At 67.0% G+C, this 14,152-nt stretch carries 10 protein-coding genes; 6 read left to right on the top strand and 4 right to left on the bottom strand.

All coding sequences use genetic code 11. The features are described 5' to 3' along the window. Nucleotides 1-171: 171 nt before the first annotated feature. The 5 genes from A5732_RS08235 to A5732_RS08215 are packed head-to-tail and all read left to right on the top strand — an operon-like array spanning nucleotide 172 to nucleotide 4,578. Nucleotides 172-1,293: a virulence factor Mce family protein gene (locus tag A5732_RS08235; RefSeq protein ID WP_076101920.1), complete on the top strand. Its 1,122-nt coding sequence runs from the start codon at nucleotides 172-174 to the stop codon at nucleotides 1,291-1,293. Then, nucleotides 1,294-2,766 (top strand): MCE family protein, encoded by a 1,473-nt coding sequence (locus A5732_RS08230; RefSeq protein ID WP_076101919.1) that lies wholly within the window; start codon nucleotides 1,294-1,296, stop codon nucleotides 2,764-2,766. Nucleotides 2,767-2,783: 17 nt separating this feature from the next. Continuing rightward, nucleotides 2,784-3,446, top strand: a complete 663-nt coding sequence (locus A5732_RS08225; RefSeq protein ID WP_076101918.1) for an Mce protein — start codon at nucleotides 2,784-2,786, stop codon at nucleotides 3,444-3,446. Then, on the top strand, nucleotides 3,443-4,066 hold the full coding sequence (locus A5732_RS08220; RefSeq protein WP_170880073.1) for a hypothetical protein: 624 nt from the start codon (nucleotides 3,443-3,445) through the stop codon (nucleotides 4,064-4,066). Before A5732_RS08225 ends, A5732_RS08220 begins: the two co-directional genes overlap by 4 nt. Before the next feature lie 14 nt (nucleotides 4,067-4,080). After that, on the top strand, nucleotides 4,081-4,578 hold the full coding sequence (locus A5732_RS08215; RefSeq protein ID WP_076101917.1) for a CAP domain-containing protein: 498 nt from the start codon (nucleotides 4,081-4,083) through the stop codon (nucleotides 4,576-4,578). Between the two features lie 13 nt (nucleotides 4,579-4,591). Here A5732_RS08215 and A5732_RS08210 read toward each other — a convergent pair whose 3' ends face one another. Next, nucleotides 4,592-4,873: a hypothetical protein gene (locus A5732_RS08210; protein ID WP_170880084.1), complete on the bottom strand. Its 282-nt coding sequence runs from the start codon at nucleotides 4,871-4,873 to the stop codon at nucleotides 4,592-4,594. Nucleotides 4,874-5,026: 153 nt separating this feature from the next. Beyond that, a complete protein-coding gene (locus A5732_RS08205) occupies nucleotides 5,027-9,265 on the bottom strand; it encodes a bifunctional nitrate reductase/sulfite reductase flavoprotein subunit alpha (protein WP_076101916.1) in 4,239 nt (1,412 codons plus the stop codon). Nucleotides 9,266-9,594: 329 nt separating this feature from the next. Between A5732_RS08205 and A5732_RS08200 the strand changes: the two genes are divergently transcribed. Continuing rightward, on the top strand, nucleotides 9,595-10,062 hold the full coding sequence (locus A5732_RS08200) for an LppP/LprE family lipoprotein (protein ID WP_076101922.1): 468 nt from the start codon (nucleotides 9,595-9,597) through the stop codon (nucleotides 10,060-10,062). A gap of 94 nt (nucleotides 10,063-10,156) precedes the next feature. Here the strand turns inward: A5732_RS08200 and A5732_RS08195 are convergent, their stop codons facing one another. Together A5732_RS08195 and A5732_RS08190 are read right to left on the bottom strand one after the other, a co-directional pair. Further along, the gene (locus A5732_RS08195; protein ID WP_076054318.1) at nucleotides 10,157-12,109 is read right to left on the bottom strand and encodes an acyl-CoA dehydrogenase family protein; all 1,953 of its coding nucleotides are present in this window, start codon (nucleotides 12,107-12,109) and stop codon (nucleotides 10,157-10,159) included. Between the two features lie 102 nt (nucleotides 12,110-12,211). Next, nucleotides 12,212-14,152 (bottom strand): ATP-binding cassette domain-containing protein (locus A5732_RS08190; protein ID WP_076101921.1); only part of this gene is annotated, 1,941 nt, incomplete at its 5' end.

Here is a 14,152-nt window from a genome sequence, read left to right as displayed (position 1 = left end):
GTTTTATATAAGAGACAGGGTGGGGGCGCCGGATGCCGCCCCGGCGCCCCCACCCGAGCAGCCGGCGCTCGCCGACCAGCCGCCGCCCGCCGAACCGCCGGCGCCGCCGGCGAACACGACGTCCAACTCGATCGAGGTGCTGCAGAACCTGATGCTTCCGACGGGGCCGTCATGAGGCGCGCGGTCGCCGTTGTCCTCGGCCTGGTGTGCGCCGCGTCGTTGTCGGGCTGCGGCTGGCGCGGCCTGAATTCGCTCAGCCTGCCCGGCACCGCGGGCGGGGGACCGGGCTCGTACACGATCCAGGCGCAGATGCCCGACGTGGTCACCATCCAGGAGAACACCCGCGTGCGGGTGGACGACGTGAACGTCGGCAACGTCACCAAGATCGAGCTGCAGGACTGGCACGCGCTGGTCACCATGCGGATCAACGGCGATGTGCACCTGCCGGCCAATTCGACCGCCAAGCTCGGACAGACGAGCCTGCTCGGCTCGATGCACATCGAACTCGCGCCGCCGAAAGACGAGCGGCCGGTCGGCCAACTCAAGGCGGGGTCGGTCATCCCGTTGTCGCGCGCCAGCCTGTATCCCACCACCGAGCAGACGCTGGCCTCGGTGTCGATCCTGCTCAACGGCGGCGGAATCGGGCAGCTGCAGGAGATCACCCAGGCCGTCGCCAAGGCATTCGCCGGCCGCGAGAACGACATGCGCAGCCTGTTGACCCAGATCGACGAGTTCATCGCCAAAACCAACGACCAGACCGACGACATCATCACCGCCGCCGAGAATCTCAACGCGTTGGCCGGGCAGTTTGCCGCCAACGACCCCGTCGTCGACAAGGCGCTGACGTCCGTACCCAAGGCGCTGGACGTCCTGGCCAAGGAGCGCGCGAACATCGCCGACACGATCGATCAGGTGGGCAAATTCAGCGCGATCGCCGCCGATACCATCCACCAGAGCCGGGAATCACTGGTGAACAACCTGCGCAACATCGCACCGGTGCTGCGGTCGCTCGCCGACGCGGGACCCTCGCTCACCAAGGGACTCGACGGCCTGGCGACCTACCCATGGCCCGCATCCACCGTGCGGAACTGGTTCCGCGGCGATTACGCCAACCTCACCCTGGTCGTCGATCTGACGTTGAGCCGCATCGACCAGGGCCTGTTCACCGGCTCCCGATGGGAAGGCAACCTCACCCAACTCGAACTGCAGTGGGGCCGCACCATCGGCATGCAGCCGAGCCCGGTCACCGGGGGCAACCCGCTGACCTATCCGTACCACTTCGGGGGGTACTGAGTGCTTCGGTTGAATCGCCGGACGTGGATCCAGCTGTCAATCCTGACGCTGGTGACCGTCGTTTCTTGTGGCGCAATGGCATTCAACTTTATCAAGCTGCCCGCCACGCTGTTCGGGATCGGGGAGTACAAGGTCACGGTCGACCTGCCGCAATCGGGTGGGCTCTACGAGACCTCGGTGGTCACCTACCGCGGGACCGATGTGGGCCAGGTCAAGTCGGTCGGCGTCACCGCCACCGGGGTGCGCGCGGTGCTGGCCATGAGATCGGGCGTCAAGGTGCCCTCCGACGTGCAGGCGTCGGTGCACAGCCGCTCGGCGATCGGCGAGCAGTACATCGAACTGACACCCCAGCCCGGCAAGCAGGACGGCCAACATTCCCGGACGCTGCGCGACGGCGACGTCATCACCGCCGGACATGTCGACGTTCCCGTCGACATTGGGCACCTGCTCGACATGACCAACCGTGCGCTGCAAGCGATTCCACGGGACAACCTGCGCACCGTGATCGACGAGACAAACCGGGCGGTCGGCGGCCTCGGGCCGGAACTGTCCCGCATCGTCGACGGGTCGACCGCGCTGGCCGTCGCCGGCGGCCGGACCGTCGACCCGCTTGCCGCCCTCATCGACCAGGCGCCGCCGGTGCTCGACTCGCAGGTGCAGACATCCGGCGCGATCGCCACGTGGGCCGGCCGCACCGCAGCCATCATGGCGCAGTTCAAGGCGCAGGACGCCGCGGTGCGAGATCTGTTGACACAGGGCACTTCCGGCATCGACGAAGGCCGCGCGATGCTGGACCGGGTGTCGCCGGCACTGCCGGTGCTGTTCGCCAACCTGGTGAGCCTCGGCGATATCGCCGTCGTCTACCGCCACGACATCGAACAACTTCTGGTGCTGCTGCCGCAGGGCATCGCGGCCATGGCGGCGATCATCGTGCCGAGCTCGAACACCAAGCAGGAGTACCGGGGCGCCCAGCTGGACTTCAACCTCAACCTCAACCTGCCGCCGCCCTGCACGACGGGATACCTGCCGCCGGCACAGCGGCGCTCGCCGGCCAGCGTCGATGCCCCGGACCGGCCCGCGGCCGACCTCTATTGCCGGGTGCCGCAGGACTCCGAGTTCAATGTCCGTGGCGTGCGCAACATTCCGTGCGAGAGCAAGCCGTGGAAGCGCGCGCCCACCGTCGAATTGTGCGAAAGCGACGAAGACTACGTGCCGCTCAACGAGGGCTACAACTGGAAGGGTGACCCCAATGCCACCACCAGCGGCCAGGGCGTCCCGCAGTATCCACCTGGCCAGGATCCGCGGCTGCCACCGCCGCGGGGCACCGCGCCACCGCCCGCGCCCGTAGCGGTCGCGACGTACGACCCGGCCACGGGCGAATACATCGGCCCGGACGGGCGCCGCTACACCGAGTCGGACCTGGCGCACCCCCGCGCCAAGAGCTGGCAATCACTCCTTGTCCCGCAACCCTGAGAGTTTGAAGGAGCATCATGGCGGACAAACCCGATACGACGGAGGAAAACGTCGACGAGCCAACGGCACTCGACGTCGAACACATCGACGCGGCCGAGGCCGAGGAGACTGAAAAGATCCACGCCGAAGACGGCGACGGCGGTGCGAGTCCACCCGCGGGCAGGCTCGCGCGGTGGCGCGAGATCGCGCAACGGCGGCGGCTTTCGCGCACCGGATCGGCGTTGGTGGCCAGCGGCCTCATCGTGGCGACGCTGGCCGGCCTGAGCGGCTGGCTCGGGTATCGCGCCTACCAAAAGCACGATGCCCAGGCCCGGCAGAGCCTGTACGTCGCGACGGCCCGGCAGGGCGCGGTGAACCTCACCACGATCAACTACACCCAGGTGGACGCTGACGTGCAGCGGATCCTCGATCTGGCCACCGGCGCATTCCGGGACGACTTCGAACAGCGGTCCAAGCCGTTCATGGAGGTTGTCAAGGCGGCGCAGTCGAAATCGGAAGGGACGGTCACCGATGCCGGACTGGAATCCCAACGCGGCGACTCCGCCCAGGTTTTGGTGGCGGTCGCGGTGAAGTCGCGCACCGCGGGAGGCGAGGAGGCGCCGCGGGAATGGCGCATGCGCATCGAGGTCCGATCCGTCGGCGATGACGCCAAGGTTTCCAACGTGGTGTTCGTGCCATGACGACACTGAAGGAAGACGTGAACGTCGATACCACCGACGAGGAACTGGACTCGGCAACCGAAGGCGCGCAACAGGAATCCGATGCCGCCGAATCGTCCATCGAGGCGCAACCGAAGGCCGAGCGGGCAAGGCGCCCGATCGTGTGGTCACGGGTGTTCGCCTACGCAGTCTTGCCCGCCCTGGCACTGGTGTTGGCGCTCGGCGCCGGTTACCTCAAGTGGTCGGCGGGGGCGGCGGACGATCTCGCACGGGCCCGGGCCGAATCGGTGCAGGCCGCCCGCGACGACGCGGTCACCTTGTTGACCTATCACGCCGACACGGTGGACAAGGACCTCGCCGCGGCGCGCGAACGGCTCACCGGTGAGTTCAAGGACGCCTACGCCGAGCTGGCCCGCCAGATCGTCGGGCCCGGCGCCAAGGAGAAGCACATCTCGTCGGTCGCCAAAGCCAATGCGGCGGCGTCCGTTTCGGCCACCACTAACCACGCCGTGGCGCTGGTGTATGTCGATCAGACGGTGACCATCGGCACGGGTGCTCCCACCGACACCCAGCCCGTCGTGCGGGTGACCCTGGACAAGGTCAACGGCCGGTGGCTGGTGTCGCGCTTCGACCCGGTGTGATCCGAGGAACCGCCATGAACGTCTCGGTACGCCGCTGGTCGGCCGTCGGCGCTGTCCTGGTGGGCACGACGGTGGTGGCGGCTCCCGGCGCGCAGGCCGACAACAAACGGCTCAACAGCGCGGTCGTGTCCGCCGTCTACACCCTGCAGCACCAGTCGGGCTGCACAAACGACGTCATCAGGAACAACGCGCTCACACTCGCCGCCGAGTGGCACGCCGACGACATGATCAACAACCGAAACATCAACGACGACATCGGCTCCGACGGCTCGACACCACAAGACCGTGCCAACGCCGCGGGCTTCCGCGGCAGGGCTGCCGAGACGGTGGCCATCAACCCGGCCATCGCCATCAGCAGCCTGGAGCTGGTCAACCAGTGGTATTACAACCCGGATGACATGGCGATCATCCGCGATTGCGCCAACACCGCCATCGGGGTGTGGTCGGACAACAGCATCGACCGCACCGTGGTGGTGGCGGTGTACGGGCAGCCGGACCAGTCCAAACGGTAAGCGGCAGAAGAAGTTACTCCGGGGAGGCGTTTTCGAGCGCGGAGAAAAGCGTTTCCGCACCGTCACGCTCGTCCGCGGCCTCGCAGACGCACACCAGGGCGCCGTGTCGCCACGGCCCGAAGTGCGTACCGCGTCTGCGCAGCAGATGCTGCGCCAAGACCTTGTCGCGTTGATCCCGCGAGAACGCGAAGTCCAGGTTGACGGGCAGCCCCGCCCAATCGACCTGGTCACTGGCCAGTTCGTCGGCCGTCCCGCCGTACCGCAGCCGGCATTGCAGCGGGCAGCCGTTCTTGATGACCCGATCGGGTCCATCACACTCCCGAGCCACGATGACGTCACTCCTTCAGGTGCGCGACCTAGTGAGTGCATCGTGCGACGCCGAAGTTTCGGCGGCGGTTGTGCGATGTTTCCGCTGTGTTACGGCTTTGGCGGCAGCGGCCGATCGGCGCTAGTAGACGTCGCGGTGGTAGCGCTTGTCGGCGCTCAACGACTGGACGTAATCCCGCGCCGCGTCTGGGTCGAGCTTGCCGAATTCGGCCGCGATCTCGCAGAGCGCCCGGTCGACGTCCTTGGCCATGGGATCGGCAGTGCCGCAGACGTACAGCTGGGCCCCGTCCTGCAGCCAGCTCCACAGCTGCGCCCCACGGTTGCGCATCAGGTGCTGCACGTAGACCTTCTGCTGCTGGTCCCGGGAGAACGCCAGGTCCAACTCGGTGAGGAACCCGTCCTCACGCATCTGCTCGAGCTCGTCGCGGTAGTAGAAGTCGGTGGCAGCGTGCTGCTCGCCGAAGAACAGCCAGTTGGGTCCGGTGTGACCGAGCGCGCGCCGTTCCTGCAGGAAACCGCGGAAGGGCGCGATACCGGTGCCGGGGCCGATCATGATCATCGGCGTGTCCGACTCACTCGGCGGCCGGAAATTGCTCGACTGCTGCAGATAGACGGCGACTCGATCGCCGGGGGAGCGGTCGGCGAGGTAGGTCGAACACACCCCGCGGCGCGGCACGCCCTGGAAGTTGAAGCGCACCGGGGAGACCGTCAGGTGCACTTCGCCCGGACACGCCTTGGGGCTCGACGAGATCGAGTAAAGCCGCGGCTGAAGGCGCTTGAGGACGCGCAGCCACTCGTGGGCCGACGCGGAAACCGGCAGCTTGGACAGCAGGTCGATGGACTGGCGCCCCCATGTCCAATCCGCCAGTGCGCGTTTGTTTTCCGGCTTCAGCAGTTCCGCGAGCGTCGAGTCACCGGTGCGCTCCTGGACGAACCGCACGAGATCCCGGCTGATGTGGGCGATCTCGATCCGCTCGGTGAGCGCCGAGCGCAACGACATCAGGCCGTGCTCGCCGACCTCGACCGGGGTCTGGCCGCTCAGCCCGGTCACCGACAGCCATTCGTCGACCAACTCGTCGCTGTTGCGCGGCCACACGCCGAGCGCGTCGCCGGCCTCGTAGGTCACGGAGTCTTCCGGCAGGTCGAACACCAAGTGCCGTACGTCTTTTGTCGATTCCGGCTGGCTCAGCACGGTGTTGCGGACCATGCCGGTGATCAGCGGATGCTTCTTGCTGTAGGCGCTTGTCGCGTGGCCATTGGGGTGGGACGGTGCCGCTACCGGAGAAGTGCGGGCCGGCACCGCGGCTCCTTCGCCGCCGACGGACGTGGGCGTCTTGGTCAGCGCATGGATGACGTCGCCCACCCACTTGGCCGCGGTGTCGTCGTAGTCGGGTTCGCAGTCCACCCGATCGGCGATGCGGGTCGCCCCCAGCTCGGCCAGCCGGGCATCCAGATTGCGACCGTGACCGCAGAAATCGTCGTAGTTGGAGTCGCCCAGCGCGAGAACGGCATAGCGGGTGTCGGTGAATCGCGGCGCACCCTCGCCGGTCAGCGCCCGCCAGAGACCGGCGCCGTTGTCGGGCGCTTCGCCGTCACCGGTGGTGCTGGTGACGAACAACAGTTCCTTCGTCGTCGGCAACTCGGTTACGGGGAAGTCATCCATGCTCTGCAGCGTGACCGGAAGTTCGACGGCGCCCAATTGCGCGGCGATCTCGGCGGCGAGTTCCTCTGCGTTCCCGGTTTGCGATGCCCACAGCACCACGACGGGAGCGCGCTCGGCCGCGGGTTTCGCATCGACCGGCGCGGCGGGCGGTTGCTGAGCGACCCGCGGCGGCGTCGGTTGGACCTCCTCGGGCAGCACCACCGGCTGGGGCCCGTCGATGCGCGAGAACAGTCCCGCCAGAAGACCGTCCACCCACAGCCGGGTGCTGGAATCGAACGGCGCGCTCAGCGGCAGGGTGGGCACCCCGCCGGTGCGGCGCCCCGCATCCGAGCGAAGCCCGGACAGCATGCCGGACAGGTAGGTGCGGCCGAGCTCGTTGAATTCCGGCTTGGGTTGTGTTGCCACACCCAGCAATTCACCCAGGGCGTCGACTTGTGACACGCTGATTTCTCGTACCTCCGTGGGCGCGGGTTCCGGTGTGTCGGTGGGCGCCGGCGCCTCGGTGCCCGAAACGGGTTGAGAGACGGCGACCTTCGTCAGCGTGACGGCGCACGCCTTGAATTCCGGCTGGTTCGAGATCGGGTCGACCGCATCGTTGGTGACGGCGTTGATCGACAGGTATTCGCCGAAGGTGTCGTTCCAGTGGAAGGGTGCGAAGCAGTTGCCGGGCCGCACCCGGTCGCTGACAGCGGCGGGCAGCACGGCACGTCCTCGGCGGGAGGCGATTTCGACCCGATCGTTGTCGGCGATCTGCAGGCGCGCGGCGTCGGCGGGGTGGATCTCGACGAATGGCCCGGGATTGAGTTTGTTGAGTTTGGCGACCTTGCCGGTCTTGGTCATGGTGTGCCATTGGTGCGGCAGGCGACCGGTGTTCAGCAGGAACGGGTAGTCGTCGTCGGGCATTTCCTCGGGCAGCAGGTGCGGGCGGGCGAAGAACACCGCACGACCCGTCGCCGTGGGAAAGGCCAGCCGCGGCACGCTGCCGTCCTCGCGCACCAACCGCGTCTGGCTGACACCGTCGTTGAGATAGCGGATGGGGTTGCGGTCACCGTCGCCCTCCGGTGCGCACGGCCACTGCAGCGGGCCCCGGCGCAGCCGCTCATAGCTGATGCCGCGCAGGTCATAACCGGTCTTCGGGTTTGAGAACCGCTTGATCTCTTCGAAGACTTCCTCGGCGGAGGTGTAGCTGAACGCCTCCGAAAAGCCCATCTCGCAGGCGATCCGGGCGATGATCTGCCAGTCGGGCAGGGCATGGCTCGGCGCCCGGGCCGCGGGCTGGAACAATGTCATGTTGCGCTCGGAATTGACCATGACCCCCTCGGACTCCGTCCACAGGGTCGCCGGCAACAACACATCGGCGTATTCGTTGGTCTCGGTCTCGAAGAACGCGTCCTGCGCCATCACCAGTTCGGCGCGCTCCAGTCCGGCCAGGACCGTCTTTCGGTTGGCAACGGAGGCAACGGGATTGGTGCAGATGATCCAGCAGGCCTTGATCTTCCCGTCGGCCATCCGGGAAAACATGTCGATGGTCCCGCTGCCCACCTCGGTGCGCAGCGTGCCGCGGGGAATGCCCCACAGGTTTTCGACGAATTCGCGGTCGTCGTCGGATGCCACCGAACGCTGGCCCGGCAATCCCGGCCCCATGTAACCCATCTCGCGGCCGCCCATCGCGTTGGGTTGTCCGGTGAGGGAGAACGGGCCGCTGCCCGGCCTGCAGATCGCCCCGGTGGCCAGGTGCAGGTTGCAGATCGCGTTGGTGTTCCAGGTGCCGTGGGTGCTCTGGTTGAGGCCCATCGTCCAGCAGCTCATGAAATTCTCGGCCTCACCGATCATTTGAGCCGCCGCGCGGATGTCCTCTTCGGGGATGCCGGTCACCGCGCTGACCATGTCGGGGGTGTACTGCTCCAGGAAACTGGGCATCACCTCCCAGCCTTCGGTGAATTCGGCGATGAAATCGGCGTCGGTGTGGCCGTTCTCGACGATCAGGTGCAGCAGTCCGTTGAGCAGGGCCAGATCCGATCCCGGTGCGATCTGCAGGAACAGATCGGCCTTGTCGGCGGTCGCGGTGCGGCGCGGGTCGACGACGATCAGCTTGGCGCCGGCCTTGACCCGGTCCATCATGCGCAGAAAGAGGATGGGATGGCAGTCGGCCATGTTGGCGCCGATGACGAAAAAGACGTCGGCACGATCGAAGTCCTGATACGACCCGGGCGGTCCGTCCGCGCCCAGCGAGAGCTTGTAACCGGAACCCGCGCTGGCCATGCACAGCCGCGAATTCGACTCGATCTGGTTGGTGCCGATGAAGCCCTTGGTCAGCTTGTTCGCCAGGTACTGCGCCTCGATGGACATCTGGCCGGACACGTACATCGCGAAGGCGTCCGCGCCGTGCTCATCGACGATCGCCCGTAACCGCTTCGCGGACTGGCTGATCGCCTTGTCCATGTCGATGGGCTCGAGTGGCTCGCCGCGGTCGGCCCGCGCATGCGCGCAATCCATCCGGCCCGGCGCGCCGAGCATGTCCGCGGTGGTGGCGCCCTTGGTGCACAACCGGCCGAAGTTGGCCGGATGTTGCTTGTTCCCAACCGACTTGGTGACGTGATCGCGGCCCGTTTTCGGATCCGTTGTGATCTGCAACACCATGCCGCAACCGACGCCGCAGTAAGCGCACATGGTGTTCACGGCGTTCCCACGCGCCATGGACTCCCTAGCCACGCTTACGTCCCTCCGTCGAGTGCGTACGGGTTAGCTCCGTATCAGGTGAGTTCATTGTGGAGCAGGCATGTTTCGGCATCGCTGCCCGAAATTTCCCCCGGTTTACTTCTTCCTCTCAACGGCCAGCGCGCCGGTGTGAAATCGCCGGGGAAATTCACCGCTCAGGATTGCGTTAGCGCAGGTCACCGTCGACCGCCCGCCCCGCTTGAGGCTACTCAGCGCGACCCTCGAAACGCTTCTCGGAACGGGGTTTTTGACCAAACCGACGGGACATTCACAGTCTTCGCTAAGCTCACCGCGTGCGTCAGCTCATTGTGATCTTCCTGGCTTTGCTGGCCTCCGGCTGCGGCTGGAAGCCGACCGCGCCACCGCAGGCCCGACCCGACACCTGCAAGGAGTCCGATGGGCCCACGGCCGACACCGTGCGCCGGGCCATCACCGCGGTCCCCATCGCCATCCCCGGCACCATCTGGGTGGAGATGGGCCGGGGGCACACGCGAAACTGCCGGTTGCACTGGGTGCAGATCATCCCGACGATCGCCAGCGAATCAAGTCCGCAGCAACTGCTGTTCTTCGACCACAACACGCCGCTCGGTAGCCCCACCTCGAACCCGAAGCCGTATATAACCGTGCTGCCGCCTTCGGATGACACCGTCACCGTTCAATACCAGTGGCAGAAGGGAAATGATCAGCTGTGCTGTCCCACCGGGATCGGAACGGTCAAATTCCGGATCGGCCCGGACGGCAAGCTGCAAACCCTTGGCAAGGTTCCGAACCAATAACGTTGGACGCCAATGACTTACCCGCACAGCCGAGGCTGTGCCGGGAATCCAATGGCGTTCTGAAACCGTCCGGAGGCTATCGTCGAACGGTCCGTCAGCTCGTGAGGGCCTCGGACAGGTTCTCCGGGTGCAGCATCTCGACGTAACGTAGCCGCTCCGGGATGCCGAAGCCATCTACCAGCGTCTCGGCGTGCGGGCGCAGCGCGCGGCACCGGTCGTTGATCCCCCGGGTGACCGCTTTCGCGCGCTCGGTGGACAGGTAGCGGTGCTCGATGTACCAGGCCTTGTCGTCCTCGATCACTGACAGCGCGTACAGGTCGCACAGGATGCCGAGTAGTTCGCGGGCCTGCTCGTCGGGGCACGCGTCGATCCCGGCAACGAAAGCCTCCAAGATGACTCGATCGATGTGCGCGCTGGCCGCATGCAGGACGTGATCCTGCACGGAGTTGAAGGCGTCGAATGCCGACATCTCTTTGGATTTGGCCTGCAGGCGGCGCGCCACGGATGCCAGCAGGTATTCCTCGCGGTCTTCGAACATCTTGATCTGGGTGCCGCGGTTGAAGAGGCTGCCCTCTTCTTCGCTGTCTTGCCGCGCATCCACGATCGTTTGGATGATCGCTTCTGCCGCAGTGCGTTTGACGACGCGTTCGCCAACGGTGTTGGCGGCGAAGCGAACCCATTCGACCGGGCTCATGCTCTTGATGTCGTCGGCGTAGGCGGTCAGCAGTTCCTTGGCCACCAGCTGGGTCAGCACATGGTTGTCGCCCTCGAACGTGGTGAAGACGTCGGTGTCACCGCGCAGCCCGATCAGCCTGTTCTCGGCCATGTAGCCGGCGCCGCCGCACGCCTCGCGGGACTCCTGGATCGCGCGGCTGGCGTGCCAGGTGTTGGCGGCCTTCAGCCCGGCGGCGCGCGCTTCCAGTTCGCGCTGCTCGTCGGCGTCGGGGGCGTCCGCGCTCTGCACGTCATGACACTTGCCGACCAGCTCGTTCTGCGCGAACTGCAGCGCGTATGACTTCGCGATCAACGGAAACAGTCGCCGCTGGTGCACCAGGTAGTCCATGATCAGCACCTCGGAATCGTCATCGGGTGCGGTGAACTGCCTGCGCTGCAACGCATATCGGGTGGCGATATCCAAGGCCACCCGTCCGGCGGCGCCGGCGCTGCCGCCCACGGTGATCCGGCCGCGGACCAGGGTGCCCAGCATGGTGAAGAACCGGCGGTTCGGGTTATCGATCGGGGAACTGTACGTGCCGTCGGCCGCGACGTCGCCGTACTTGTTCAGCAGGTTGACCCGCGGGACCCGGACATGGTCGAACACGATGCGCCCGTTGTCGACGCCGGGCAGCCCACCCTTGTATTCGCAGTCCGACGTGGTGACGCCGGGCAGGTCGTTGCCGTCCTCGTCGCGGATCGGGACCAGGACGCAGTGCACACCGTGATTGACCGGCTTGCCGTCCTCGGTGGTGATCAGTTGCGCGAAAACCGCTGCCATGGTTGCGGTTTCGGCGGCGCCGCCGATGTAGTCCTTACGGGCCGACGGCGTGGGCGAGTCGATGACGAACTCTTCGGTCTCGGGGTCGTAAGTCGCGGTCGTCTCCAGCGACTGCACGTCGCTGCCGTGTCCCGTCTCGGTCATCGCGAAACAGCCGCGCAAATCCAGGCTGATGATCTTGGGCACGTAGATCTCGTGGTGGCGCTCCGTGCCCAGGTTCTCCACGGCCCCGCCGAACAGGCCCCACTGCACGCCGGCCTTCACCATCAGCGACAGGTCCGACATCGCCAGCATCTCGATCATCGTGATCGCCGCACCGACGTCGCCGGTGCCGCCGTGTTCCTTCTTGAAACTGTCGGCGGCCGCGCCGAACGCCGCCATGATCCGCATCTGCTCCGCCACCTTGGTGCGGGCGATCACGGTGTTCGGTGTGTAGTGCGGGCGGAAGAGATCCTCGGCGAGCGTGTCGCGCATCCGGTTTCTGACATCGCGCCAGCGCCCGTCCAAGGCGTTGCGCAGATACTCGGCAGTGGTAGTCGTTTCAGGCGCCATAATCCGACAGTAATGGCCGGTTCGCGTCGCGGCGAACATCGACGACAGTTCATGTCGCCGAACGAAACTTCGGGGCGGCCACCAGCCGCCGGCGCCGGAAACTCAGCGCTCGGGATGACGGGATTGCGGCCCGGGATTCGGGGACGGGCCGCGGCTTTGGCCCACGGGCGAGCGCAGCCGATAGAGCGTGAACCCGGCCGCGATGAGTCCGAACAACACGAGCATTCCCATGTCGAACACCCACCAGCCGCTGTAGTGGGTCCACGTCACGGCGTCGGCGGCCAGCGAGTCGACCCTGCGCAGATTCGCGGTGGACGCCGCGGCCGCGAAACCCCACTGGGCCGGGACGAACCAGCTGATCTGCTGCAGGCCCAGCACGCTCACCAGCTGCACCAGGCTCCCGTTGAACAGCGCGGACGCCAGGATCACCGGGACCACGAGCGGCAGCACCTCCCGCAGCGACTTGCCCAGCGACGACAGCCCGAGGCCGATGACCACGGAGACGATCGCGGTGACGGCCACGCTTACGTAGAGCTCGACCGTGGCGTTATGCAGCAGGACGGCGCTGTGTCCCGGCTCCCCCTTGACCGCGATGACGATCGCGAACACGACGGCCGTCCAGATGGCCGCGGCCAGGCCGTACACGGTGAACTTGGCGGTCAGGTAGGCCGGCGCGGACAGGCCGACCTCCTGCTCGCGCCGGAAGACGCGATGCTCGCACACCACCGCGCGGATGGTCAGCGCCGTCCCGATGATCACCGCCGCGATGTTGAAGGCGGCCAGGATCTCGATGGCTTCGTGCGGGTTGGTGCTGCCCGGGTCGGGCCGCGTCAGGCCGGAATCACCCGGAATCAGCAGCGCGAGCCCCGCCAGCACGAACGGCAGGATCGCCAGGAACGCAAAGTAGATGCGATCGCCGAGCAGCAGACGAACCTCGCGCCGGACCAGCAACCGGATCTGCCGGTTCCTGGACAACCCGGGTGGCGGCGGACCGGGCGCCTCGACCTCGGGCGGGGTGGTCGGTGCCGCGGTCGGGGGCCGCGCGCGGAAGGCGCGATGGGCACCCTCGGGATCGGCTTCGACCTGCACGAGCACCCTCGACCACTCGTTGGTGCCCATCGCGGACTCGACCTGCAGGGGCGTTCCGAGGTACGCGACTTTGCCCGCCGCGGTGAGCACCAACACCTGGTCGCACGCGTTCACGTCGGTGAGCGACGTGTGCGCCGAAATCGTGACCACGACGGCGCAGCCGATGTTGGCCTGGTGCCGCAGCATCGCCATGACGTGACGCTGCTGGGCCGCATCCAGTCCGGCGGTGGGTTCGTCGACCACGAGCAGACTCGGACGGTTGACAAGCTCGACCGCCAGGGCGGCGCACCGACGCACCTCGGGTGAGAGTTTGCGGATTCTGGTGTCCCGGTGCGGGGTCAACTCGAGTTCGTCGAGGACCTGGCTGACCACGTGGTCACGCTGCTCGGCCACGGTGTCCGGTGGCAGCCGCAGTTCGGCGGCGTACTCCACCACCTGCGCGACGGTGAGCTGCCGGTGCAGGCGGTCGTCGCGGGGGACCACCCCGATGCGGGTGCGGATGAACTCCGGCTCGGCCTGGACATCGTGTCCGTCCACGATGACGCGCCCGGCGCTGAGTTCTCTGGTCCCGGCCAGCAGCGCGAGCAGCGCGGAATTGCGCGCGGCCGACGGCCCGATGACTGCGGTCATGGCCCCGGGACGCGCGGCGAACGAGATGCCCGACAGCGTCTCGCGGCCATCGACTGTCAGCCCCAGCTGGTAGGCCGTTGCCCCGGTGGTGCGTGACGCGGGTTGCAGCGGCAGCCGAAAGGTGGAGTTGGGTTCCTCGGTGCGGAAGGAGGGGCGCTGGGCGCGCAGCTTGCTGGTCACCATCCGCTCGATCAGGCTCGGACCCTTGTGCTGCTCGGGTTCCGCGGCCGGCGGGGGGACCGGTGGAGCCGGTGGCTGAGCCGACGGCGCCGGCGGCGGAGGAACCGCGCCGAGCGGCGTCGGTGGCGGTGCTCTGGGCTGGGC

Origin of the sequence: Mycobacterium colombiense (assembly GCF_001953985.1) — a bacterium.
Classification (GTDB): domain Bacteria; phylum Actinomycetota; class Actinomycetes; order Mycobacteriales; family Mycobacteriaceae; genus Mycobacterium; species Mycobacterium colombiense_B.
This window is presented reverse-complemented; position numbering and strand designations above follow the sequence as displayed.

Coding starts and splice junctions, on each gene's coding strand:
- A5732_RS08205 (WP_076101916.1), bottom strand. CDS start 9,265: ATGGCGCGTGGGAACGCCGTGAACACCATGTGCGCTTACTGCGGCGTC.
- A5732_RS08215 (WP_076101917.1), top strand. CDS start 4,081: ATGAACGTCTCGGTACGCCGCTGGTCGGCCGTCGGCGCTGTCCTGGTG.
- A5732_RS08225 (WP_076101918.1), top strand. CDS start 2,784: ATGGCGGACAAACCCGATACGACGGAGGAAAACGTCGACGAGCCAACG.
- A5732_RS08235 (WP_076101920.1), top strand. CDS start 172: ATGAGGCGCGCGGTCGCCGTTGTCCTCGGCCTGGTGTGCGCCGCGTCG.
- A5732_RS08195 (WP_076054318.1), bottom strand. CDS start 12,109: ATGGCGCCTGAAACGACTACCACTGCCGAGTATCTGCGCAACGCCTTG.
- A5732_RS08220 (WP_170880073.1), top strand. CDS start 3,443: ATGACGACACTGAAGGAAGACGTGAACGTCGATACCACCGACGAGGAA.